The organism is Microcoleus sp. D3_18a_C4, assembly GCF_036702415.1.
GTDB lineage: Bacteria > Cyanobacteriota > Cyanobacteriia > Cyanobacteriales > Microcoleaceae > Microcoleus.
Window position 1 is genome coordinate 57178 of the sequence record NZ_JAUBTI010000025.1, and the last position, 25041, is coordinate 82218.

General features: G+C 43.8%; 18 protein-coding genes and 1 pseudogene. 6 read left to right on the forward strand and 13 right to left on the reverse strand.

Annotated elements, in window-relative coordinates:
• The first annotated feature begins 141 nt into the window (after positions 1-141).
• From QUB16_RS14025 to QUB16_RS14045, 5 genes are all read left to right on the forward strand, one after another.
• On the forward strand, positions 142-492 hold the full coding sequence (locus tag QUB16_RS14025) for a hypothetical protein (protein ID WP_333316881.1): 351 nt from the start codon (positions 142-144) through the stop codon (positions 490-492).
• Between the two features lie 235 nt (positions 493-727).
• On the forward strand, positions 728-1783 hold the full coding sequence (locus QUB16_RS14030; RefSeq protein ID WP_333316882.1) for a YcaO-like family protein: 1056 nt from the start codon (positions 728-730) through the stop codon (positions 1781-1783).
• Positions 1784-1817: 34 nt separating this feature from the next.
• Positions 1818-2936 carry a PEP/pyruvate-binding domain-containing protein gene (locus QUB16_RS14035; protein WP_333316884.1) on the forward strand — a complete coding sequence of 373 codons (1119 nt, stop codon included), beginning with the start codon at positions 1818-1820 and terminating at the stop codon, positions 2934-2936.
• A 68-nt stretch (positions 2937-3004) separates the two neighbouring features.
• Complete coding sequence (locus QUB16_RS14040) at positions 3005-3451, forward strand: hypothetical protein (protein WP_333316886.1); 447 nt, start codon at positions 3005-3007, stop codon at positions 3449-3451.
• A 59-nt stretch (positions 3452-3510) separates the two neighbouring features.
• Positions 3511-4092 carry a hypothetical protein gene (locus QUB16_RS14045; protein ID WP_333316888.1) on the forward strand — a complete coding sequence of 194 codons (582 nt, stop codon included), beginning with the start codon at positions 3511-3513 and terminating at the stop codon, positions 4090-4092.
• Here the strand turns inward: QUB16_RS14045 and QUB16_RS14050 are convergent.
• Both QUB16_RS14050 and QUB16_RS14055 read right to left on the reverse strand, forming a co-directional pair.
• Positions 4081-4791: an IS1 family transposase gene (locus tag QUB16_RS14050; RefSeq protein ID WP_333316890.1), complete on the reverse strand. Its 711-nt coding sequence runs from the start codon at positions 4789-4791 to the stop codon at positions 4081-4083. The genes QUB16_RS14045 and QUB16_RS14050 overlap by 12 nt on opposite strands.
• Positions 4792-4878: 87 nt before the next feature.
• Entirely contained in the window at positions 4879-5073 is a 195-nt protein-coding gene (locus tag QUB16_RS14055) for a hypothetical protein (RefSeq protein WP_333316892.1), read from the reverse strand.
• A 182-nt stretch (positions 5074-5255) separates the two neighbouring features.
• On the opposite strand from QUB16_RS14055, the pseudogene QUB16_RS14060 reads away from it, so the two are divergent.
• A pseudogene (locus QUB16_RS14060) lies at positions 5256-5627 on the forward strand (transposase); the annotation flags it as partial.
• 534 nt (positions 5628-6161) lie between these two features.
• On the opposite strand, the gene QUB16_RS14065 reads toward QUB16_RS14060, so the two are convergent.
• The 11 genes from QUB16_RS14065 to QUB16_RS14115 all read right to left on the reverse strand — a co-directional run.
• The gene (locus QUB16_RS14065; RefSeq protein ID WP_333316894.1) at positions 6162-7928 is read right to left on the reverse strand and encodes a tetratricopeptide repeat protein; all 1767 of its coding nucleotides are present in this window, start codon (positions 7926-7928) and stop codon (positions 6162-6164) included.
• Positions 7929-7975: 47 nt separating this feature from the next.
• Positions 7976-10714 carry a hypothetical protein gene (locus QUB16_RS14070; RefSeq protein ID WP_333316896.1) on the reverse strand — a complete coding sequence of 913 codons (2739 nt, stop codon included), beginning with the start codon at positions 10712-10714 and terminating at the stop codon, positions 7976-7978.
• A 52-nt stretch (positions 10715-10766) separates the two neighbouring features.
• Positions 10767-12944, reverse strand: coding sequence for a hypothetical protein (locus tag QUB16_RS14075; protein ID WP_333316898.1), 2178 nt, complete (start codon positions 12942-12944; stop codon positions 10767-10769).
• Positions 12945-12959: 15 nt separating this feature from the next.
• Positions 12960-14468 carry a cache domain-containing protein gene (locus QUB16_RS14080; RefSeq protein WP_333316900.1) on the reverse strand — a complete coding sequence of 503 codons (1509 nt, stop codon included), beginning with the start codon at positions 14466-14468 and terminating at the stop codon, positions 12960-12962.
• Positions 14469-14530: 62 nt separating this feature from the next.
• Positions 14531-15865 (reverse strand): hypothetical protein, encoded by a 1335-nt coding sequence (locus tag QUB16_RS14085; RefSeq protein WP_333316902.1) that lies wholly within the window; start codon positions 15863-15865, stop codon positions 14531-14533.
• Between the two features lie 79 nt (positions 15866-15944).
• Entirely contained in the window at positions 15945-16967 is a 1023-nt protein-coding gene (locus QUB16_RS14090; RefSeq protein ID WP_333316904.1) for a phage tail protein, read from the reverse strand.
• Positions 16968-17172: 205 nt separating this feature from the next.
• Positions 17173-19350, reverse strand: a complete 2178-nt coding sequence (locus QUB16_RS14095; RefSeq protein ID WP_333316906.1) for a putative baseplate assembly protein — start codon at positions 19348-19350, stop codon at positions 17173-17175.
• Positions 19351-19457: 107 nt separating this feature from the next.
• A complete protein-coding gene (locus QUB16_RS14100; protein WP_333316908.1) occupies positions 19458-19889 on the reverse strand; it encodes a GPW/gp25 family protein in 432 nt (143 codons plus the stop codon).
• 74 nt (positions 19890-19963) lie between these two features.
• Positions 19964-22147, reverse strand: a complete 2184-nt coding sequence (locus QUB16_RS14105; RefSeq protein ID WP_333316910.1) for a phage baseplate assembly protein V — start codon at positions 22145-22147, stop codon at positions 19964-19966.
• Positions 22148-22185: 38 nt separating this feature from the next.
• Complete coding sequence (locus QUB16_RS14110) at positions 22186-23034, reverse strand: CIS tube protein (protein ID WP_333316912.1); 849 nt, start codon at positions 23032-23034, stop codon at positions 22186-22188.
• Between the two features lie 210 nt (positions 23035-23244).
• Positions 23245-25041 (reverse strand): hypothetical protein (locus tag QUB16_RS14115; protein ID WP_333316914.1); only part of this gene is annotated, 1797 nt, incomplete at its 5' end.

Below are 25041 nucleotides of genomic sequence, written 5' to 3' on the forward strand. Positions count from 1 at the left end.
ATGGAGAAATTTGAGAACAAAACTGACTTACTATGCACGGCATAAGGAAAGATCGCCTTCCTAGTGAATTCACTATCCTGTCAATGTGATTTCACTAGAAAAAAAATTTCTGTATCTTTTAAGTGGAGTTTGCTAGTTGCTATGACCTATTACCAAATACCTGATCTTGAAACGCTACATAGCACAAGCACGAGTGATTTGAGTTTTCTGGTTGGCAAAACTGATAACTCCTACCTGGTTGGTATTTATATCGATTTCCCTTGTTATAAATGCGTCAAATCAAGATTTAGGTCTTCAAGCTGGTTTGAGAGCAGCAAATATAGAGCCTTGGCTGATGAAGAACTGCTCAAAATAAGTGAGCATATAAAAGATGAAATTGCTTCTTTTCACCCAGGAGTTATTTGGGAGTTGGATTCAGATCAGCTTTTCCTTATTAAGCAACATAAGCTATTGCCCAATCCAAAATGTTCAACATGCTGCCATGAGTTCTGAAAATAAACTTATTTTGTCCATGTCTGACTTCTCAAGTTTAACTACGTGGCAAGAGGAAATTTTAAGTTCTGTTTTTAGCGATAAAGTAGGAATTATTAATGCTTTCCTGGAACACAAGGAGTTAAGCTCATACGGTCTATCCATGCTTCAAGCATTGACTACAAAAACTAGCTATCTTTTCTCATTATCAAAAGACGTTTAAAGCGGTGGGCTAGGAGTAAAGTTTGACTACAGTATGACGCTTAATACTTGTATTAGCGAAAGTATTGAACGTTATTGTATGCAATTAATTCCTGATGGTGATCTTGTCCTATGCAAACTAGATGATTTACCAAATCGACACAAGATAAATTGCTTTAACACTTATACTCCTGAGCAGTACAAAGAAAACAGCGATGCTTTTATTAATCCTTATGAGGATGAAATTTTATGGACAAAAATATATAATTCTAAAGTACATGAAGATTATATTTATAATCCTGCAAGTTTAGTATATTTGCCGTTTGAACTACAGAAAAATGTTGCTGAAACTTCTTCTACGGGCGTAGCAGCTCATCTTAATATCTCTGAGGCAATAGCTTCAGGCATTCTGGAATTAATTGAGCGTGACACTCTCATGATTAATCACTTCCAAGATTTAAATCCTCCTGAGTTAGATATTAACTCTGTTCTCTCCAATGTGAGGAGTCCTGATTTTATAAGAAAGATATTATCTAACTACAATGTCAAGATATACAAGCTTTTTAGTGATATTAAAATCCCTATATTTCTTGCATATGTATGGACAGATGATGGTGGTCTCCATTTGGGAATAGGTGCTTCTGCTAGTCTTGATGCCGAACAAGGAATTTTCAAGGCGTTCCAGGAATGTTTATTTACATATTTTTACTCGAAAAATATGTTGCACCTTAGAAAAACCATAAAAGATGATATTTCTTCTTTATATGAACACTTCTTGTACTATCAATCCAACTATTTCTTTGGCTTGATAAAAAACCGTGATGTGATTCAGTTTGAAAATGTTCAATTTAACCCTTCTTACCTAGATAACCAGCTTTCTGAAAATAATCTTGATGTATACTATAAGAATTTAACTACACCTGACATAGAATCACTGCCGATACAAGTGGTAAAAGTAGTTATTCCTGGACTTATCGATCTAAATAAATCATTTAAACTCAGAAGATTAGGTGCAAGACGTTTCTGGGAAGTACCTGGGAAATTAGGACTCAGGTGTTCAGCAAAACTGTTTGATGAACCACATCCATTTCCCTATAGAAACGCCGTATAGTTTGTGTACTTATCAATTTTTAGGAGAATTATCAATGATTAACCTTTATGAAGCGAGTGAAAACCCTATCAATAATGTCGGTAAGAAAGCCTACAACTTATCGCTATTAATGCGTAACGAAATGAATGTTAAAGAGGGCAGGGTTTTGACAGCGCAAGATATTTCAAGTGGCTTTCTTCTAGATAGTAGTAACTTACTAGACTCATTAAAAAATGACGTATATGCTGTTAGAAGCTCTGGTATAGGTGAAGATAGTAGGGAGTTTAGCTGGGCAGGTCAGTTCCTTACCCTTTTGAATATCAAGAAAGAATATCTCTCTGACGCTATTGCCAGAGTTATTTATCATTCTCATTCGAGTAGTGGGCTTAGACTCTATTCAAGATTTGCTAGTAACCAACCAAGTCATGATACTTCACCGACGTTAGCAGTTATTATACAAGAAATGGTTATTCCATTGTATTCAGGAGTTATCTTTACTAGAAACCCTGTTGATGGCAGTAATCATTTGATTATTGAAGTGGTCAAAGGGTTTGGAGAAAGTCTTGCTTCAGGTAGAAAAACGCCGAAAAGATATATTTATGACTACTTTTCGCAGCGATTCATCGAGACAAAACCAAATGGTATTCAATTAGATGAACCAACTCTTAGGGAATTGTTAAATGTTGCTAATTCAATTAAACATATTTTTCAATGCGATCAAGATATTGAGTTCTCTATTGAAGCAAGCACTGGCAAGTTATTCATCAACCAAGCTAGACCAGTTACCACTCGTCGTATAGATGATCGACAACCTTCCCAAAGTGATTCTCAGCAAGAAATAAGGGGAGGAATAGCTGCCTCTGCAGGTTTAGTTCGTGGACAAGTTGTAATGGCACAAACTGCTCATGATAAGCAGGCAATGGATTTGCTTAGTAGAGATACGGTTTTGGTCACTAAGTTTACAGACCCTGAGTTTATTCCAATGCTATTAAAGTTGATGAACGGTGGGGCTTTGGTTACAGAAGTGGGTGGGATGCTATCGCATGCTGCCATAGTCGCAAGAGAACTTGGTATCACGGCAGTAGTAGGAGTACCTCAAATAACGGAAATTTTGCGTACTGGTCAGCTTGTGGAAGTTGATGGAGATCGAGGTCATATTAGAGTTTTAAACTAGGTATATATCAGGGCTGTACTACAGTTTGTTTGGAGTCGTTTAGCAAGGAACAAGGAACAGATAGAACAATGAACATATATCTAAAGAAAAGAATTATCCCAAGCCATTGGAAAGCCGAAATCGATGATTTCATTGATGCACAGCTTCTCAATGCAAATCGTTATTTCGCTGAAACTCATATCTTACTCGGCAAGCTGGTTAATGAAACACTTAAGGAAGAGCCTCAAACATTTTACGAAAATCTGGTGCAAAGATGGAAATGGCATCATACTTTTTATGAGGAATATTTAGAGCCAGCCTTACTTGATCTTATCGAAGATGATGTATTTGAAATTTCTCCTCGGCAACTTGATTTTATAGTGAAAATTTATCATGTTTGTGTTGCCGTAGATAAAGCCACTTTAGTTTACTCTGCCGCAATTAAAAAATATGTCCAAAATTGGATTGATGAGAGTTTGATTTCTGATGAAATCATTACTTCGCTTATTACGCCCAATGAAAAATCATTTTTTTAGAGTATCAGCTTGCTCATTTGCAATATATTCTTGAATGCAGAAGAAACGCTTCATCGGATTTGACTGAGAACTTACGTACTGCTTTACTGAATAAATATCATATTGGAGATTCGGAAATTTATGAGAGTCGTTTGAGAAAGTTTTCTTGGGTTGATAATCTTGATTTAGATGATATTAATTTGACCGTACAAGGCTTAGAGAAGTCTGTTCCAGTAATCAGAAAGTATGACACTATCCCACAAGAATTTATAAGAAAAATAATTGCTTTTGACAACCGAGACGCATATTTTATTTTAAGGACTTTTATCGGAATTTCTGGGTTTGTCTTGCGAAGTAAGATTCTTGAATATTTAAACAAAGCTAAAATCCTAAAGAATGAGGGAGAAATTTATAGTTATAACGATCAGGATATTATCGCAGGACTATATCATTTCAAAGAATATAGAAAATCTGTTTTGAGAAAAAATGTTTCTGGGTATATACAAACAGATTATACATATACTGCAGTTTGCTTAATGATGGTTCTGAACTACTATGGAATTGTTCCAAGTAGTCCTAATGTAGAACAGAAATTACACTCTTTGTCTTGCTCTAAATATACTTCGGGCGAGCATTATTCGGGGGTAGTGCTAAACAAGTAATGATGCATTATAATGAGGGATGAAATACCAAATAGCACCGATATGGTTGTCTAATGATTTGGAAAATGACAAGGTTTTGCGTACTAAGCGAGAAACGCGCTGGCGTAAGGTGTTGTTGAATCGTTCAATATAACTGGTCTTACCCGTTTCTTTACCGACAGCTTGATGACGCTTTTTCGGTAGCACTGCTCCATAGGCAGCCCAGAAATCGGTGTGAGCAACCGCACACTGCCGGTAAACCTGAGGTAAGGAATTCCATAATTGACGGGCTGCCGCTTCGTCCCTTGCTCCAATATAAACACCGACAATTTCACGAGTATTGGAGTCCAGAGCTAACCAGACCCATTGCTTGTGCCGTTTGTCAGCGACAAATGACCACAACTCATCGCATTGAATCGTTAGCCTCCCCCTTTTTTTTTGCGTCACCTGCACACTTCGAGGCATCATGGCATATTTCTGGTTGACGTAGGTTTGGAGCCATTGTTCAGAAACCTGCGCTGCACGGGCAATTCCAGCCAGGGAAATGCCTTCTAGCAGCAATCGATCAATCAGTTCCCCTGTGGCTTGAGCAATCACTTTTTTAGTCGATTGTTCTACAAACTGTCGTCGGCAGTGATGGCATTTGAACCGTTGTTTACCGTTGTGGATACGACCATTTTTGACTGTTTGAGAAGACGCACAAATGGGGCAGCTTGGCATGATAGGAAAGCATAAGCACGAAATTCTACTCCTCTATCATTACATATTTAGCACTACCCTTGTCCCAATATGAAAATATGTGCGATATTATCGCCAATATTCCAAGGCGACTAAGACCTGTTCTTCGAGAGTTAGGATGGTGCGACGTCCTCTTCTGTCTTTAGGATTTTCTAGGGCAAAGTTTTCTAAGGCATTAACCATTGCTTTTAGGGTTTGAATCTTGATACCAAATCTACGTTGAAATTGATCGGGTTTCAAATTTAGGTAAGATTGATTTTTCATGATTTACTTATTTTGTAACGACCAACAGAACTTTCTAGCATTTTATCCTGTTTCTAGCAAGGCAAGAGTGCAAATAAGTCAGGAGTTTGGATTCAATCAACTCTCAGCAAAGATTTTCATTATATCATAAAACTATTTTCCAAGAAATCTATTAAGTTATTTATTTTTCATTCCTAAGTATCCCTTTTGAATCGGGAAAAGTTGTTCATTTTCCTCCGAGTGAATGTGCAATTTGTCCTCTGAGATCCGACTGCACAAATAGTAAAAGAGGACGTAGTGTATCAATTCATCCTGATGAAGCTTTAATGCAAGAGTTGCGAGCGCGTCAATCCACTACCACTGGTCGTCTTGACTTGAGAAAGCGTACTACAGTTGAACATTGTCTAGCCCATATTGGTCATTGGCAGGGGGACCGTGCCCGGTATCTTGGACAAAGGAAAAATCTCTTCGATTTACGTCGAGTCGCTGTTGTCCATAACCTCCATGTCATTGCTCGAATATCTAAGCTTTTGCCAATTCAACCGGGCATAGAGTCGAATTCAGTGGCCGGGTAATTGCATACATCTCTTTTGTTGTCAACTTCTAATACTGTACCGACGCCCTAGATGATCTAGGTTTTCTACTTTCATCTGGGATGCTTTCTGCATGGGCTGCTGAATCCTGATTTGAGCGTTCATCGATCTCGCCAGTTTACACTATTTTTGGTGATGATTGGTTACGGAAGAGCGATCGCAATTAACGCTTTTTCGCGGCTGTGAGCGCGTTACGGATACGTAATAAACTTGGTTTTTTACCGAGCGCAATTTTAACTGATATCAGATTTAACTCACGCCCTCACGTCAATTTTCCAGAATGGACTACTGGGTAATGCTGAGTGACCGAGATAGTTGAGTATTTCTACTCATGATGGTCTCGGATGATTCACTTTTACCCCCTCAATCCGCCGGTAGTGCCAGTTGGGGGTGCGGAATGTGGGTTAAAGTTAGCTATTTTTTTCTCTAGTTCCTCTGCTCCTTTTTGCAGCATTGCTAGCTAAAATTTAAATCTATCCATGCTAACGGGGTGACAACCCCGTCAGCTTTGTCGGATTATCTGCTAAGTAAATCCCGATTTTGTTTGGCCGGCAAATAGTTAGGATCGATTTTAAGAGCTTCTTCAAAAGCATTGAGTGCTTCTTGATAGCGCTTTAAGTGGAAGAATGCCATTCCTTTGGCAACCCAAATGCCGACCAGCTTCGGATCGAGCCGGAGGGCTTGCTGATAGGAATTCACAGCTTCTTCGTACTGCTTCATTGATTCTAAAGATAACCCTCGGTTGAACCAAGCTGATACAGAATTCGGATCGGTGGCGAGCGCGCGATTGGCAGAGGCGATCGCCTCCGGATACTGCCCCAAGCGCCACAACACAGCACTGCGATTTGCCCAAACAGAGGCGAGGGAAGTCGCAGGGACTAAACTAAGATCGCCGACGATCGCTCGATCGTAAGCTGCGATCGCCTCTTGATAGCGCTGCATGGCGTTGAGAATTCCCCCTCGATTAAACCACCCTTGAAAGTAGTTTGGGGCGATCTCAAGGACGCGATCGCTCGCTTGCAGTGCTTCTGCGTATTTTTGCGCTTGCCAAAGGATGACGCTTTTCGCATTCCAAGCGAGGTCCCAGTTTGGCCTCAAACTTAGGGCGCGATCGGCAGATGCTAGGGCCTCTTCAAATTGACCCAATCCTGCCAGTGCTTGACCCCGCTGGAGGAAAGCGTCAGCTGGTCCGCTTTCGTCCCATTTGCCATCTCCTTGCCATGCTTTCTCACAAGCATTCAAAGCCTCTTGATAATTCCCTAACTTGTTGAGTGCTGCACATAAATTCACTAAAGCAAAGGCATAATTCGGGCTGATTTTCAACGCTGTTTCTAGCGAGCTGCGTGCCTGAGCATAGCGGTTTAATTGATTTAAATTTGCCCCTTGCTGCGCCCAAGCTATTGCCAACGACGGAGCGTTCGCCGTGGCTTGTTCATAAGAATTAACCGCTGCTTCCCAGCGCTCTTGGGTATTTTTTTTAACACATTCATTGGTCAAAACAATGGTCATTGGTAAGGCAGTCTCGGTTGAGGAACAACTTCCTAAGACTTCTGGGACTTGCCCCCAACGGCTGAAGGCAAACCCCCGCCAAAACCAAGCTTGAGCGGGAAAACTTTCCCCCCAATTCTCATTCACTTGTAAAGCGCGATCGCAAGTCGCAATTGCAGCTTCGTATTGCCTAATTTCTGACAGCACTCGGCAGCGGCTTACTAAAGCAAAAGAATTTGGCCCTTCTACCTTTAACGCTCCTTCAAAAGATTCTAAGGCTTGAGGATAATGTTGTTTCCGCTCCTGCGCTAACCCCCGGCTTATCCATGCTAAAGTTGGCGAAAATTCACCCCAATTTTTATTGACCTCTAGAGCGCGGTTGCAGGCGGCGATCGCCTCGTCTTGCCGACCTAATGCTGAAAGCGATCGGCATTGCTGCGTCAGGGCTAGCGAATCCTGAGAACGGATTTGCAGAGCCGCCAAACTTGATACTAATGCTTCCTCATATTGCCGTAGATTCAACAAGATATCGCTGCGGACAGCCCACAGAGTTGCGTTTCTTTTTTTTAAATTAATTGCCTGATTGCAAGCCGACAAAGCTGCCTCATATTTGTGTTGACTCCGCCAAACGCTACAGAGAGAAAAATAGTAGTTAAAATCTCCAGTAACAGGGACAGATTGGGAAAGCCTGTCTGGATTATTTCTTTGGGCAGTTTCTGCTACTGAAATCTGCGGTTGCAAGCTGATATTTAGAACTAGGTTTACTGCACCGATCCAAGCTAAAATACTTTTCATAACTATCGCGAATTGCTCACTATTAAAGCTGAAGGAGGTTATTGACTTCAATCAAACTGAGGAGAAACTTCCATTGGTGAAGGCTGCAGGGAAGGGGTTGGGGAAGGAGTTGTAGAAGGATCTGAGGAAGATTGGCTGTTTGGCTGCGGATTGTCCTGAATTAGAGGCGGCGGGGTTGGTATATTTAGCTTAGGTAAACTTGGCGACGAAGAAAGGTTGTTTGGCTGCGGATTGCTCTGAATTAGCGGCGGCGGGGTTGGTATATTCCGCTTAGGTAAACTTGGCAATGAGGAGGGGCTTGGTGGAGCAGCCGGCGCAAAGATAGAGGAATTTTTTCCCGCCTCCCCTGGTGCTATTGGCAGATTCCTCGGTTTGGGCGCAGGCAATTTTTTACTGTCAGTTCCTTGAGGGGAAAGAGGACGCGGCAGTACGCCTTTTACATCTGGTTTTGAGGGGGAATTCACGGGAGGCGATACTTTCTCAATGGTTACAGTTCTACTCAATCTCTGACCATTAATTCCTGTTACTAACAGGGTAATTGTTTCGCTACCTACTTGCTGGCTGATGGGATAAGAAATTGCCCCTTCCAAACTAACTGTTCCAGGACTAGGCAGCAATTCAACTTTGGTATTTTTATCTCCTGCAACTTTCCACGAAATTACCAAGTTGCGAGCCGGACTTAGGGGATTTCCTTGCAGAATATATTTGGGTAGAGCTTCTTGACCATTAACGGCAAGTTCTAAAATTCTCAGGGGAGCTTGATAAGAATTGATTCTAATATTTTCCGTCTTTTGCGAAATCGTAACTTGATTATTAGCTTGCTTCGGAACCACAAAGACTTCAAATATATAGTCTCCTGCTTTCCTCACCTTTGTGGGAACTTTCCGGCAAATTAAGTTGGTTTCCCACGCACAATATAAGCTTAATTCTGAGGGAATCCCGTTCAGAAAATTGTAGGTTTTTAAAGGAGCAATGACTGTCCCGTCTACTTGTCTGCCAACTATTTTTAACTCTTGCAATTGTTCGGGATTGGCAATTTGCCAGTTTAAAGCAATAGATGCTCCTCTACCTCCCTCTCCAGTTGAAATATTAGGAGAAATAGTATCTAAACCGCTGGCTATTTCTTGATAAATAGGTTTGGTGGAACTGAATTCCACAATTTTCGGCAATGCCAAAGCTCCAATTTTAATCGTGCTAGTCTTCTGGGAATCTGCTAACTGTTCGCCTTTTTTGGCAAAAATTTCCATTTGAAAAACGTAGTTTCCCGCTTGCTGTGCGTCGGTGCGGACATTCTGGCAATTCAAAACTCTTTCTAACCTACAAAAATCTTGGAGTTCGCGAGGAATTCCTTGGTTAAAATCATAGAAAACGGCTGAGCTAAGAGCGATGCCACTTTCAGGAGATATGCCAACTATTTTGATTGCTTGTAATTGTTGGGGGTTACGGATCTGCCAACTCAAAGAAATTGCATCTCCCGTCGCTTCTTGATAGAGAGAAGAAATGGAAGTAAATTCCGCAATTTTCGGCGGTGTAGGCGGACGAAACAAAAACCACCAAATTAGGAAAATTAGTGAAGTAATCGCCCCTGCACCTGTTAAAAGTAGTAAAATCAAGTGCCACAAAGGGCGTGCTTCCCAAATTAACGTTCCTTCTAAGCGTTCCGGGACTGGCAGTTTGTAAGTATCTGCAAATTCTACATAAAATTGAATGGGAAGACCCTTCCCAAACCAAGGACGCCGCCACCATTTATTTGGTTTAACTCGCAAATCAATTTGACTGGTTGCTTGCGAGCCTATTCTAACTTCTTCGGGAGAGAAACTATAGGTACAAATTGGCTTTTCTGTGCCTTCTAGCAGACTCAAGTTAATTTCCCGCAGCGTGTTGCCCGAATTAGCAAGCAACAGGCGAAACCATCCTGCTTCTTGCCCTACTTTCGCAATCATGGTTTGCAGTTCGGGCATTAACTTATAGATGGGATTAACTTGTAAATACACCACATCCATCAGTACCAAGTCTAGGTGATTTACCGAACTTAAACGGAAAGCGGGCGTGTAATTCCCTGCTTTAATATTGAGGGGAAATAGCAATCGCAACTGGACGTGTCCTTTGGCTCCGGGATTGAGTGCTAAACTTTCCCGTTCTGTAACTAATCCTTCTTCTACCAGTCCTTCTGGATAAGTAATTGTAAACCAATTGGAGGGAAGATCGGGAGAAGTCAAGCGGAAGCGATCGACGCGATCGGAACGGTTATAAACTACTATTGTTATATCTAGAGGGTGTCCTGGCTGAATGGCAGCAGGTTGGATGGCACTAGTAGCAGGTAAAATTGCAAAAGTGGGATCGTTAACCCGAACTGCAGACTGCACGGGTGGTAATACTTGAAGTTGCGCTTCATGGCGAATGGGCGTATCTTCTGGGTAGTGTTGGGGTGCGTCAATAACCAGCAAATATTTGTAAGTATTAGGGGTGGCATTCATAGGAATTGCCAACCGAAATGTAACTTCAGCGCTGGAATGATTGGCAAGGGCTAAACTTTCATAAGGGGAACTACACCACTGCCGCAGCAACCCTGAACTTTCATCAATATAAATATTAATAATAGCGCCTTGGTTGCCTTGATTCGTCACCGTCACCCGCAGTTCAAAGATTTCGCCGGCAAAAGCAGAAGTGCTTTCCGAGGGATTAACAATTACAGCTAGAGGTTTGGTCGAAGTGCTAATTTCTTGCTTGAATGCGTCATTCAAGCTTAGAGCAGGACTGTTGTTTGAAGGAATTTGCTGTACCATAGTTTTTTATTGTTAAATTAAAGTAGAAAGGGAACTCACGGGTTTTTCGTGTTCAGGGCGATCGCTCAATATTTCTGCGAGAATCGCAACCTAAATCCTCCCGTCTTTTATCTTTTCCAACTCTCACTTGAGTATCGTCGCTCCCACTGGCAATTAAAACTTGGCCATCAACTAACTTGAGATGAACACTGTTAATTTTTTTATTATTATAGGAGTGGGTAACTTTCTTTTGAACCACTTCCCCGTTTCTCAGTTCTCTAGCTCGTTTTCCTTCGGAAGTTAACGCCCAAAGAGTTACTTTTCCGTCATCTCCCCCACTCGCTAAATAGCACGCATTTTCACTCAAAGAGATGGAGCGAACCGCTTCACCTTCTTTGCTATGGAACCAGCGATCGAGCATTTGGCAAGGGCCTTTTCCCTCCAGGCAAGATCGCATATCCCACAGCATTATGTTACCTTTATTATCAGCCGTTGCTAAAATGTGAGGAGCCAATTCTGCGGTGTCCACAGTTAAGATGTAGTCGTCTTGACTCCCCAGAGGGTAGGGAACTTTAAAGGTGCGATCCGTTGATAAATCCCAAAGCACTAATTGGTTGTATCGCCCAGCTACCACTAAGTTATTATTGTTATCTCCGATTAGCTTGAGAGCATAAACAGCAAAGTCAAATTGTTTTTTATTCATAAGCCGATTGCTTTTCTTGAACATCGCTTCCCGCCGCAAAGTTGTGTCCCACTGGATTACTAAGCCGCTGCCATGACCGCTGAACAATGAGCGAGAATCAGGAGCAAATTCTAGAGCAAGTACCCGGTCATCCTTTTGATAATAAAAAGCGTCAATTAGCCCCGATCCTCCGGTTAATTCCCAAAGTTGAATTTCACCATTTTCCAATCCGGCTGCGATGATATTATTGTCAATAGGTCGATATCTCACAACTCGGACTGCTTTATGAGCGTTGCCAATTTCACTGAGGAATTGATTGGTCAAAGGATCAAAAAAACCAGCTACCCACCAGAGAGCAGTTGTTTCATCAGTCGAGCCAGTTACTAAGGTGCTTGCTAATCCATTAAATTGCACAGAATTCACTGCTTTTTCGTGTCCAAAAGAAGGATTGTCTGGATTGAGCCAAGAAAAGTACCAACCTAACCACAGCAACAATAATCCACTTCCCATTAGCAACCAACTCGGGATGAGTGGTAATACCTTAAGCTGTAAGGTTTCACTTTGAGGAGAAGTCCCTCCCAACCGCTGATCGGATAACTCGGCCACAACTTCAATCAATAAGTTTTTCACCCTCCCAAACCAATGTCGCTTAACTTTTGCTACTAAGAGCATTTGATTAGTGTCGCCAATTGGTAATTCAACTTGTTCGGGAATAAGGGAATATTCGATTGTTTCTTCACTTTCAACGTCAACGTGGCAAATCTGCTTGATATTGCTCAGGTTCTCAAAATTGAGTTGGTAAGTAATTGGATCGGAACGCCAAAAATCTCTTCTTCGGGAGGGGACACGGTGTTGCTGAGGAGAACATCTAAACAACAACGATCCTTGTGGTAAAACCAACAAACTCCCTGCAACTTTCGAGGATAAACCATTCGTCAGGGTTGCTTCAATAGTAAAAGGGTAAAGTTGACTAGCTGCTTGGGTAGTTTCAGGAATTTGGCACAGGAAAACCGCTTCCACGCGATCGCGCGGTGCAACGTGCACAACTTGTTTGTCTTCAATTAACCAGGTCGAATCTATTCCAGACAACTGCAATACGGCATTAGCAGGTTGGTAACTGGGATTGTAGATTTGAACGGGAATCTTAAGCAACTGCTGGGGATAAACTTGAAATTCCGGCACCGGGAGGGTTAATGATAAAGCAACTCCGCTGGTTCCTTCCTGTACAGTTAAACGCAGAACTTGCCGTATTTCATCTTGAAGCTCGATGGAAAAAACCCGCACTGTCAGATTCACCTGACCGACAAAACCAGGCAAAGGCGTATCAATAATTTTAACAATAAATTGCGTACAATCTCCCGGCGGTTTTTTAGTAGAAACTTCTGAATTCAAAAAATACCAATTTTGATTGAGTTTAGCATCTGCACCCGCCGCCTGCACTTCTAACTGAAAGCTGGCAAAGCGATCGCTGTCATTTATGGCATTGACCTCAAAAACTGCGGGTAAGCCGCCGGGCTTAAAAGTAAGTTCCTTCGTGGAAATACTGGTACTAATCAGATTATTTGCCATGTCAGCGTTGACCTATTATTCTTTGATTTCCCTTTGGATATTCTCCTCTAGAGTCATTAGCTGATTGGACACAACTTTGCTCTCAGGAAAACTATCAAATTTTTTGCGAATTTTTTGAGATTCGGCCATTAACTCTTCCCAGTAATCTAATTGCTCCGTTGAAACTGCTAACCTTTTAGAGTTTTGATTTTGAGAAGTTTTGTTTTGCAGGGTGACCAACATTTTTTTCATGTTCTCTTGGCGACTATAAATCACCTGAGCCATCGCTAAAAACACTTTGCCTAAACCTCCAAATTCGTCGCCGCGAGAGGCGACCTTCTCTAAGGTTAACTCATCAAATTGCTCTAACTCAATGGCTTTGGCTGCTTGATACAAATCTTGAATGGGTTGGTTAATCCAGCGTACCATCAACAGCCCAAAAATAACGCCTCCCCCGGCAATGGCAAGACTGAGGATAATGGTAAAGCGAGTATAGGCATCAATGTTTTGAGTAAAGTCTGCTTTGGGAATTACAACAACCAATAGCCAATTAAGTCCTTGGTTATCCTGAATAGGAGTTACTTCAACAACGTGCGAATTGCCTCCGAAGGTAAAGGAGAACTGCTGTTTACTTTCAATTGCCTCTAAACTTTTAAATTTATCGAGTAAATATTGACCTGTCCCTTGAATGACAGCCTCTTGGCTTTGTGTTACCTTCAGCCTTTCTTGTTTGCCGCCCACAATCTTAAAAGGCTGCTCCTGGCTCGAAGTTGCGACGAAATTGCCACTTCGCTCTAAAATAAAAGCTTTACCAGTGGCACTGATTGACAAATTTCGCAGGAAATCACTCAGATCTCGAAGAGTTACGTCAGTTGATAATGCCCCCTGAAACTTCCCCGTTTTTGGCTCCAGAATGGGCAAAACTAAAGAAATCATAAGAGCATCTGTAGCATAACTATTATAAATGGGAGTCCAAGCTAACTTTTCTGCTTCCTTAGCAAGCTGATACCAGGGGCGGAGGCGAGGATCGTAGGGAGCACTTTTAAGGAGCTTTACTCGATTGCCCTGAGAATCAAGTTGATAAAAATTCCTCTGGGGATTGGTTGATTCATCTCTAAATTTTAATAGCGTCTGCTGGGATTCCTTTTCAACAGCAATATACTCTCCCCTTTCATTACCAAAGTAAATATTAGTGAAAAGATTTGGCTGTTGTACTTGATGCCAAAATGATCGTTGTAACTCTGCAAAGTCATCAAGCTTTAAATCACCGCTTTGAATGGCAGCTAACTGCGATCGCATTAATACCTGATGTTTTTCTAAATAACTGTGAACTTTTGATTCAATAATTGTTGTAGATTTTTCACTCACTTCATCTACCAGATGTTCAATCTCTTGTTTGCCCGCTTGAAAGCTAAACCAACTACTTGCTCCCACACCAACAAGCAGAGGAGTAATAATCATGAGTGGCAGGGTATAACGAATTGATAGAGAATTGATCGTACCCTCCCATGCTGAATATAAAAAAGATAATTTCTTGGCAAGCATAGTATTCTGACTCTTATGGCTGTAGAAGATGAGATATTTAAGAACAAGCGGTTATCCACTTATTATAATTGCATCTGCATTAATTGCCTCCTCCGCCATGCAAAATGTAAGATATTAATCCCCATTTCTTGAGCATTTCGTATCGTCTCTCGCGGTAGACTTAAGTTTTTACATAATCCCCAAGCTGCTGAGATATTACCGATCGCGAAGACAATACCGCCCCAATTGAAAATCTTGACCTCTTGAGTTTCTACAAGCGGAAATTCCCCGAATAGAAAAGGTTGATTTCGTAATGGGTGTTGGCGAAAAATCACTCCCGACTCTTTCGGGTAAGAACTAATTTGACGAGCCAATTGCTGAACTTGTGAATTTATTTTTTCAATTTCTTTATCGATAGATTTTTGAGTCTCTACCCATTCTCGCTCTAACTGCTGCCGAATTCCAGCCATCTCATTGTCATCTTCAAAATTAAGCAAAGTTCTTTGCAGTTTCTTGTGCACGTAGATTAATTCCTTAAAATCAGTTGTTGTCGGATCTAGTTCCACTAAGACAACACCACCGGTTCGGTCGTATTCTTTCAATATCTCTAATTCAGCTTCTGTCAAAGTGATAAATTGTTGATAAGTGATGTAAAGCAGATCGTGATCTAACAGGAGATCGCGCTGTACTCCTACTTCTAAGTTAACTTGTCCTACTTCTTCAATGCCTCGCATTGCTGGATAAAGTGCAGCCACAGATTGAAGTAAACCGGATAAATAAGCAGAAATGACGCTATCTGCAGGAGAATTTTGAGCAGCGATCGCCATGCGAACGATTCCTTGGGGGCGAGCGATCGCTTGTTGGCGGTAGCGCAAATCAACCTGATTTTCACTGGGAAAAAATACATGGTTCGGTTGAGAAAGTAGAACAGTACCGGACATCAAAATGATCCGGCACAATTCTACTTCTAAATCATCAGGATAGCTGATTTTTTCATCAATGCGGAAAGTTTCCTGAATCTGACATTTCGGTTCTTTCCGGTGTAATTTTTCGGGATCGACGTAGCTAATGACAATATGCACTAAAATTGGCTGTTCTTTTGCCTCGGAAGCAATGCGAAATTCCATTGCTTCTGGGACAATAATAAGATTACCCACTAAATCAATCGCAATTCCACTTTGAATTTTAATCCATCTGCCATCTCGATATTCTGCTGCTATATCGTCAGGAGCGGGAATAACAGAAACTCCTAAACCGCAAACAATTCCCGGTTGATTTAAAGATTGATAGTGGAGGTTCTGGCGCTGGCGGTGGTAAGTGTGAGCGCACTGCCACCGTTCAGCATTTAATAATAGCCCATCTTCGACAAAGAGGCGATTCAAAGGTAAGGGTTCTGGTCTGGGAAATGACTGATTCATATTTTAAAAGTATAGCAGTAAAAAAGTGTTATAACTTTGAGATCCATCAAGGGCGAGCTTGGCAAGAATTATTTGATTTCTATCCAGCAGCTATTAATAAGTCATAAGTACAGAAAGCAGGTTTTTCTTGTTCGATAATCGTGCGAGCTAACTGTTCATCAACGAAATGCTCTGGCTCGGGGCGGAGGCAAACAGTAAAGTGAAAGGGACGCACTCCACCCAAAACTGCATCGACCTCTAAGCGAGTTTCTCCTAAAACCAAACCCTGGCTGAAAAATTCATAAATTCCGATATGTTTATTATCTTCAGAGGGTTGATGTTCATCCAAAGGCAAATGAGTTGCCAAGTGGAGGTAGAGGCGGAGTCCCTGACGAGTCCCGCGCCAACGGTAAATGTCAAGGGCGTTGCGAATCAGATTTCTCTGCCGATCCAAACTTAAATAAGGGAGAATTTGCCACCCCATCCAGTAAGCGAGGAATTCTAGCATTCCTTTGGGAGCAGTGAGCGGATCTAAATAAGCCCAGAGGTTAGCGAGAATTTGAACGTCAGGTTCAAAAGTTGCTTCAAAAATTTGTAAGAAGCGTCCTAAAAAATCTATTTCTCGATAAATTTGAGGCAGGAATTCTAGGTAGCGAGTCACTGGGCGGACGTAGAGGTTAAAATTCGCGACTTCTAATAGTTGTGGCACGGTTCCAGGCTGAGAACCGTACACTGCCAAACGGCCGCCATAATCGAGTTTGAGAACTTGGCCGGCACTGAGAGCTGAGGGAGATTCAAAGAAGGTGGCGGAAATTTGGAAATAAAGAACTGCTTCCAGCCGTTCGCCAGGGGAAAGTATGTTTCCTTCTATACTGTCAATGCGACACCAATCTAAGGGGAAATCTCCTGTTAATTCTAGGGACAGCTCTAGGGAAAGGGTTCCTAAATTTTCCAATTTGACCAGCATTTCGCTGGGTTCTCCCGGTACAAGCAAGAGGCTCTGATTTTCAGCAGCATATTCGGCTCGGCGAGACTGGAGCGGAAACGTATCTGGATCGGCTTCCGGCAACCGCTGGGCAATGAGGTTAACACTTAGGAGTTCGCTAGAAAAAGCTTGGGTCATTTAAACATTAAGATGGGTAATTGGTAATCGGTAATTGGGGTGTTGCTTAATTAGGGTATGAAAAAAATTATCTTGAAAACCCATAAGCTTTGTTGATACTGGTTTATATGACTTGCATATTTAGCTTTTCATACGGTAAATTAGCAATGCGGTAATTGGTAATTACTTGCGGATTAACAACGGACAACTGACAACTGACATTTATCTACTGAATGAAATTGATAAGGTGCTGCGATCGCGCTTGAGAGTCAGCCCAAGAACAAATCAGTCCCAAGGGCCCGGGATTGACTATGGGAACTGGGGGCAAACGCACCCAAGATTGCTCTTGGCGGCGCAGTTCAAACAGCTGCAGAGTGCCGATATAGCGCAGCGCGTCAAACTGTTGCAGGACAGCGATCGCATCATTGGGATAAGCAGGCTGACCCAACGGCCACCCCTTACCGTCTGCACCGCCTGTAATGGGATTGAAAAACTGATACAGTGCCACTAACATTTGCCTCTGAATTTCTGCTTGAGCCACCGCATTGTTATACTCTGGCTTGAGGGCAACCTCTGTTTGCACGGCGATACCAACGTAATCAGGTTGGCTGCACAGCACTTGCACACCTAAGAGCCGCCGCCGATCTAAATAAGCGATAATTTGTTGATCCAGCGCCGATGTCAGCGTAAAACTGTCCGGGTTAATGCCTTTACCGCGCTCAATCCCATCCAAGCTGGCTTGCGGGACAATTAACAGCCTCACCGTTCCGGCTTGTTTTCCAGTTGTTCGCAGGCAGTGAGCGCGGGCAACAGCACCTTGGCCGCCGCGAATGGCTAAAGTTTCAAAGTCTTCGGGAGTAACGGCGCGATCGCGCGTTCGCAGCATCAGCGGGGCGCGGATTGCGGCTTGTTCTAGCGTTTCTCCGTCACTGCCATTGCGAGCTCTGATGTGGTTCGTAACGCTGGCAACGTAAGGAACCGCCGTTTTCAAGATTTCCAAGATTCCCGCTTGGACATTGCCCGCCGCGCCGCCCCCAGTCCGGTAGCGAGACATCTGCAGGCTAGAACCCCTAGACGGTATCGCGCCGTACTGCTGTTCTAAGGTACCAGTAGCAGGAAGCACAGGCTGTGAACCACCAGTTTGCAGGCGCGCCCGCAACTGAGTTGCTTCCCTGAGTTGGGCCGCTTCCCGCACCAAGGGGCCGAATTGGAGAGTGCCGGTCATCGAGTCCACCGTATAGTGGCGATCGCTCGGCTTTGAATCTGCAAAATCGTTCACCTCTTGCCACCGCTGGGGAATGCCACCTGGGGGAATGACGATCAGGAACTCATCCTCTTGCCGTGCCAGCACAGGACTCCGTTGCAATTGAAACGTTTGTCCGGGGTCGCCATTACTTTCCCCCAACAGTTCATCCTCAACGATTTCACATTGGGTTGCCGTTACTGTTCCCCCGATCGCCACTGTCCCCAGACCGACAATGCGGGGCGATCGGCTGTAAGCAGGCTGTTGGCCGCCCGGTTCTGTACAGGTGCAGCGCAGCCACCGCCCCCGGTAGGCGGTAAAGTGAGCAACGGGGAAATTAATTGGCAAGTGCAAGATGACATCGGCTCCCTCTACAGGGTTGCCACCTCGTTGAGCAATGTTGCTGAAGCTGAAGCCTTGGGTTTCGTCGTCAGATTCGTTCAGCAGGAGTGGCACCCATCCGTTCCCATTCCACGCTTCCCAGCGGCGCGGGGGAGAGTTGGGGTTAATGCCAGTGGGGGTGGCTTCTTGGCCTTTCAGGGTCAAGGCGATGACGTTTCCTTCTAGGGGTTCGTCGGGGTCTAAGACCAAGTAAAAGCAATTTCCAGGCTGGGGGATTTCACTGAAGAGGGAGAGTTCTGGTCCTGACCAGTGACCGTTATTGTCCATGCTCCAGAAGTTAGTGAAGCGATCGCGCAAGACTTGGGGAATGTCAGGGGCGTCTTCCCCGACGAGGAAGTGCTGAATTTTCGGCTGGGCAACAGTGAGGGGGCGATCGGTGGTAAAAATAATGGCGGGTTGGGTAGCCGTGCGCTCTGTTGCCACTTCGGTGCCAGCGACAATGGTATAAGCTGCTGGCAGGTTGCCCACTAAATAAAAGGTTAATTCTGTAGTAGCAGGGTTGGGCGGTTGCAGGCGAATACCCAGCAATTCGAGAAAGGTAATGTAATTGCGCGTGGGTACTTGATTGAGGCGGCTGAGCATTTGGTCTGTCAGCCAAGCAAACAATTCAATCACAGTTACCCCTGGATCGCTGGGGTTGTAATTCGTCCACTCTGGGCAATAGCGGGGAATTCGCAGCAGGCACTCTTTTACCAGGTCTTCGTAGTCCCGGTCATCTAAATTCGGCTTGGGTAGCTTGGGCAGGAAATCAAAAACCATAGTCTAGGTAATTGGTAATGGGTAATTGGTAATTGGTCAGTTGCGATCTGTTAGCTAATGGTTAACTGTTAAGTGTTAACTGCTCATTGCCCACTGATTACTGAGAGTTACCCATTCCCGAATTCTGGTTCTGGCTGAAGGTAAAACGGAAATATAATACTGCGGGACTCGTAGCTGGTTTGGAGGCGGTAGTTAATGATGAGATCGACTCGGCCTTGAGTGGGGTCGGGATCGGCTAACACTTCATCAACAATAATTCTGGGTTCCCACACCTCTAAGGCTTCTTGGACATAAATCCGCATCAGCATTAGGGTTTGCGAGTTTATGGGAGCAAACATCAACTCGGACAAGCGACAACCAAAGTTGGGGCGGTACACTCGTTCTCCCCACTGGGTCAAGAGAATGATGTATATAGATTCTCGGATGTTTTGCTCTTCTGCACTCAAGTCAATGCTTCCCTGTGGGTTGACTTGCAGGGGAAACCGCAAACTTTGACCCAAGTAGGGGCGACGCAATTGCCGGTTGGCTAGATTGACCATGCCAAGTACCTCCGCAGACAGATGCTCTCAATTTAGCAAAGTGGGTTCTGTGGGAGTATTCGACAAAAGTCGAATCAACGTGTAGGAGTTGTCGAGGAAGTTGCTGGTGGGTTCGCTGGAGCGGACTTTTGATTGCTGGTGGGATTGGTAGAAGCGTTCGCTGGGGATGCAGTCTGAGACTGAGTAGGCGAAGTTCTGGGCTGAACTTGGTTTTGTAGTGCTTTTAAGGTTTCATCGCGCTGGCGATCGGCAGCAGCATTTTTTTGAATTTCCTGTCGCAGTTCGGCGGCGGTGCGATCGCGCTGGCGATCGGCTTGAGCATTGTTTTGAATTTCCTGCCGCAGTTCGGCAGCGGTGCGATCGCGCTGGCGATCGCCCTCGGTATTTTGCTGGAGTTGCTCCTTTAAGCTAGTCAGAGTTTCACCCACATTGACCGAACTGAGTGGAGTGCCGAGGAGGACGCCGCCCGTTAAAATGGTACCGGAAACGACTACTTTACCCGAGCCGGGTGTGAGGTTGATGTCGCCTTTGGAGTGGATGGTAATGTTAGAGGAGCGATCGCTCAACGTGATGCGCTGCCCTTCTTGGGTCTGAATTTCTATGGAGCCATCGCTATCATTGATTTCAATTTGATGACCGCCACTGCTGGTAATGTAGATTCCAGCTTGGCTGCTATGTTGAGTTTCCTCTACAAATTGTAAAGTGTGACCTGTGCGGGTTTTAAACGTTCGTAGGCGCACTTGAGAGCGATCGCCCACTGTATTTTCCACCTTTTCTGGAGGTTGATCTTCTCCATTCCAAACGCCACCAATCACATAAGGGCGATGGATATCGCCATGTTCAAAAGCCACCAACACTTCATCATTAATTTCTGGCAAGCAGTCAAAACCCCGCCCTGGACCGGCGCCTACCCCGACAACTCTTGCCCAATAACTCGCATGAGCCGTGCTGTCTTTTTCAGGTGTAAGAGTCGGAAACTTCACCTTAACTCGCCCCCAACCTTTGGGATCTTTGTTATTAGTGACAATGCCTACCAGATGGGTTTGCCCAGGTCTGGGCCTCACAGATGGGGACAATGTTTGCAGCAAATCGCCTCCGCGCAGCCCCCGCACGCTAAACTCTGTGGTATAAATGCCTTCATAGAACAAGTGGCGGCTTTCGGTAACGTAATATTGACCGCTATAGCGCCCCATTTTTTCTAGTTCTATCACTTTCCCTGGTCGAATGCGCGGATCGCCAGGAGCTTGAGCATCCGCACAGACAAAATCTCCCTCTAATTCACTAAACAGCGCTTTTGCCATTACCTCCGCTTCTTTAAGAGTGGCAGTCGGCTTATCAACTACGATCATTTTCGGCTCTGGAGGGTTAGAGCCGAATTTTTGGCTGTAGTCGCTTCCTCGTCCATGATTAGTGGTCGTAATAACTAAGTTATCCGATGCGTTAGTTACTGCTACCTTTGTCTGCCCTGTTAAATTAGAGCTATTCGATGCAGGCGCAGGACTTTGTTGAGGGGCGCGGGCAACAATTACTTCTTTTCTTTCATAGTCCCAACTCCGCACTTCCACTGCTTTGACTTGTTCGGCAGTGGTAATGCGGACGCGAAAACTAGATACATCCCGCAGCCATTGCAGCTTTAAAATTTCATTCTGTTTAGGTTTGCGAAAATACAGTTTGCCATCTTGAACAAATAATTCAAAGCCAATGCGAGCCGCTCGTTCTCGCAAAAACTCCATATTAGTTTGATTTTCTTGAAAGATGTATTCGTGTACCTCTCCGCTTTCTTCTAAGGTGTCAATTTCGATGCCTAATTCATTGGCAATTTCTTCAACAATATCCCCATCTGTATAGTCTTGAAAAGAGCGGATATAACGCCCTCGATGCAGGCGGTGAGCGACATCATAACCTCGAATGACGATGGGCGCTTGGGTACGACTGGTGAAGTGGGTTTCTATTGCTGTAATTTCTCCCTCGATGACATATCCTGTCTGTGCTTGAGTAGATTCTGTGGTACTGGAAGTAAAACCGAGTTTAACTTTTTTTCCAACCTGAACAATGGAATCGTATTGCCAGGTTGTTGTTTCTTGATCTAAGGGAGCATAGGGGTTATTAATCACCAAAGTGAACATTCCAGGTAAGTGTAGGCTTTCTTCTACACAAATTTGGAGGACATCTCTCGTGAAATCCTTCATTAATTTTGGGTCGGCATCGGGAATTTCGATGAGGGGAATAGATACATAATCAGTAGGTTTGGAAGTCATAGACACTCAATGTTTTATCAAAAAAAATTGGCTAAGATTTATTTGCTAATGATAGATTGTCGCGCACTAAATCCTCTATCTGCGACTCCTAAATCAACTTCTTCTAGAGTGATATTGACCATTGCCCTCACGGGAGTACCATTGGGTAAAAACATGGTCAACTTGTAATCTAACTGCTTGACCATGCAGCACATATAATTTTTATCGCCCCAAATGAAGTAAAAAACAGGAGGCCGTCGAATATCGAGTATTTGCTCTCCTATCTTTCCTGCACCATATTCTTTGTATTCCAAAGCATTTACATTTACTCCGGCAAAATTTTTACCAACAGATGTAAAGAGTTCTTGGGCCGCTTGATTACCCATAGTGGCTTGTACCACTCTTTCTTGATATTTTTTTCCACCCGCCTCTTCTTTTTTAAATGGGTCTTGAAATTTGGAAAAATCGACGGCATCTAGTAATGGTTGAATCTCATTTAATACACTTCCTCCTGTTTCGTAGGTATCAAACAAAATTCCAGCTAAGCTTAGCTTGTATGGTTCAACAAAGCCAAAATTAACTTTGGGTAAACCTCTTTGTGTCCTTGCTCCGTTCATGGGAGTGATACTAACACTTCGGCTCAGGCTCAGATCAGTTGGGTTGAACATGAAGTTAATCGTAGAAGCTTGTTCCCCAGTTCTGGGAATTAAAGCAGCTTTGGCAAGACGGCTATCAACTTGTTGTTGTTTATAGAGGTTTTCAGCCTCTTTCCGCCTTATTACTTCTATTGTTTGGAAATCTTTATCCCGCTTTCTATCAGATGTTCTCGCCTGTGTCTCTATGGCTGAATTGCCAATTTTTACAAGCCCATCCTTAACTATCTGGCGTGCTTTGTCTGATTTTGTCATGTTTCACTCCTAGTTACTTAGAAAACTTGAACTAATTAGAATAAACTGCGTGTGACGAGCAGATACGTTAAGCTAATCCGCATTTAAATTGCATAGTAAAATAAATTTTTCCTCTTGTGGGGTGGGCATCCTGCCCGCCCTCAACATACAAATTAAATGCACAACAGCTTATTAATTAAAATTGAGGAAACCTCTCAGATTTTAGAGGAGTTATCGGTAACTATAATAGAACCCATGACGCTCTCTTTCAATCTCTAGGCGTTGTCGCAAGAGTGGATAAATTTCTCTTGCCAAAATTTCTACCTTGTCAGTTGTTAATTCTTCCTCTTTTTTCTCTTCCTTTGTTTCAGTAACTTGGGTTAATTTTTCAGATACTCCGAGATAAGAGGATGAGATAGTTTGAGCAGGTTCAGCGTTACGAGGGGCAGCTTTTTCTTCCAATTTCGTTCTAGATTGGAGAGCTTTTTCCATTAACGCCTTTACAGAAGTTGGCTGCTGTTGCAAATCTAAACTGTGAATGCCTGCGGTTCCGCTAAAAATTCCAGGGGGAAGTAGCATGGCAGTGCGAATATCCGATATTGCTTGCTGCTGTTGGCGCGGAACTGCTTGCTGCACTCCTGTCGAGTAGGTTTGCACCACTGCGGGGTCGCTTGGTATTGCATTATTTTCACCGAGCAATTCTTCAATACTTGACCATGAATCAGGGACATCTGTGATTGGAGCATCGCTTTCTTGCCTTTGAATCATCATACTTTGTTTTAGCACTTCACTACTGAAATCTTTGTCCGATTTTTCCTGTATATTAGTAACTGATGGGTAGGTGGGGACAGCGGGTTCTACAGAAAAGTTTTGAGGCTCATCGCTTGAGAAGATACGGGCAGTTTCTGGGAAAGAAGTTTCTGAGAGGAATTCAGAGCGTTGAATCAAAGGTTTAGTAATACCTAAAGGTTGGCTAGTGGTAATATTTTCCAAAACTTTCGGGAGTTGGGGAGTGGCTCCAGGTTGGCTTAATAGCTGGGCGACAGTTTGCGTTTCGGCAGGTCGGACATCCTCTGTGGTAATACTGGCTTGAGATTGATGAGGCTCTGGCTCTCGCTGGATGTTAGCAGGTTGACTGGGAGAAAGCGATCGCCCTTCTATTGAAGACTGTTCTCTTACACCAGGCGATGCTTCTGTTTCTTGAGAGTCTGAGTCTCGCTGGATGTTAGCAGGTTGACTGGGAGAAAGCGATCGCCCTTGTGCAATAGGCTGTTGAGGATCTGAAGAGGCTTGGGCGATCGAGGTTTGCTGCTGAAGCTGAGTAAGGGTTGACCTTTCCCCCGCAGGTTGCTCTTCTGGAATGGTACTAGATTCAGTTGAGGCTCCTTTCCCATCCTGCTGAACAAAATCCGGCTTGTCCCATGCTAGTTGCACCTGTTCCGGTGCAGAGGTTTGAAGTTGTTCAGGTTCTAATTCTCCCGGTGTCCTGCGAACAAGCGATGGTTTCGTTGTCTGAGCAAGCGATATTAGACTTTGGTCGGTACTCTCAGGTGATGCACCGGAAGCTACCACAGTACCATCTTGCTCAACGGTTGGGTCAGAAGGGACTATGGCACTAAGTTGGGCGATCGCGGGGGTCAAACGATTAGTTCCGCTACTTGGCAAAGGCTGGTTGCTTTCCCGATCTGTCTGAATCGCAGGCAACTCAGAGGCAACAGACCCTACAATAGCTGTATCTGTTGCCTCACCTGCTATTAGGGAAAGGTTGGGGGCAGATACAGATCCTACCTCGTCGATCGACCTTGCATCTTTAGATATTAATGATTCTCTAGCGGAGTTTGCCTCTGCGATCGCCTCTCTTTGGAGAAATATTGATATTCCTTCATGCTTTTGGACATTTGGAATGCCACCCGCTTGTTCGTTGACTGCTGGTAATGGCTGAATCGGTGAAGGAATTTCGCTGGGATAGTTTTCCTGTTTTTGAACATTTGGGATGCCAGCCGCTTGTTCGTTAGCTGCTGGTAATGG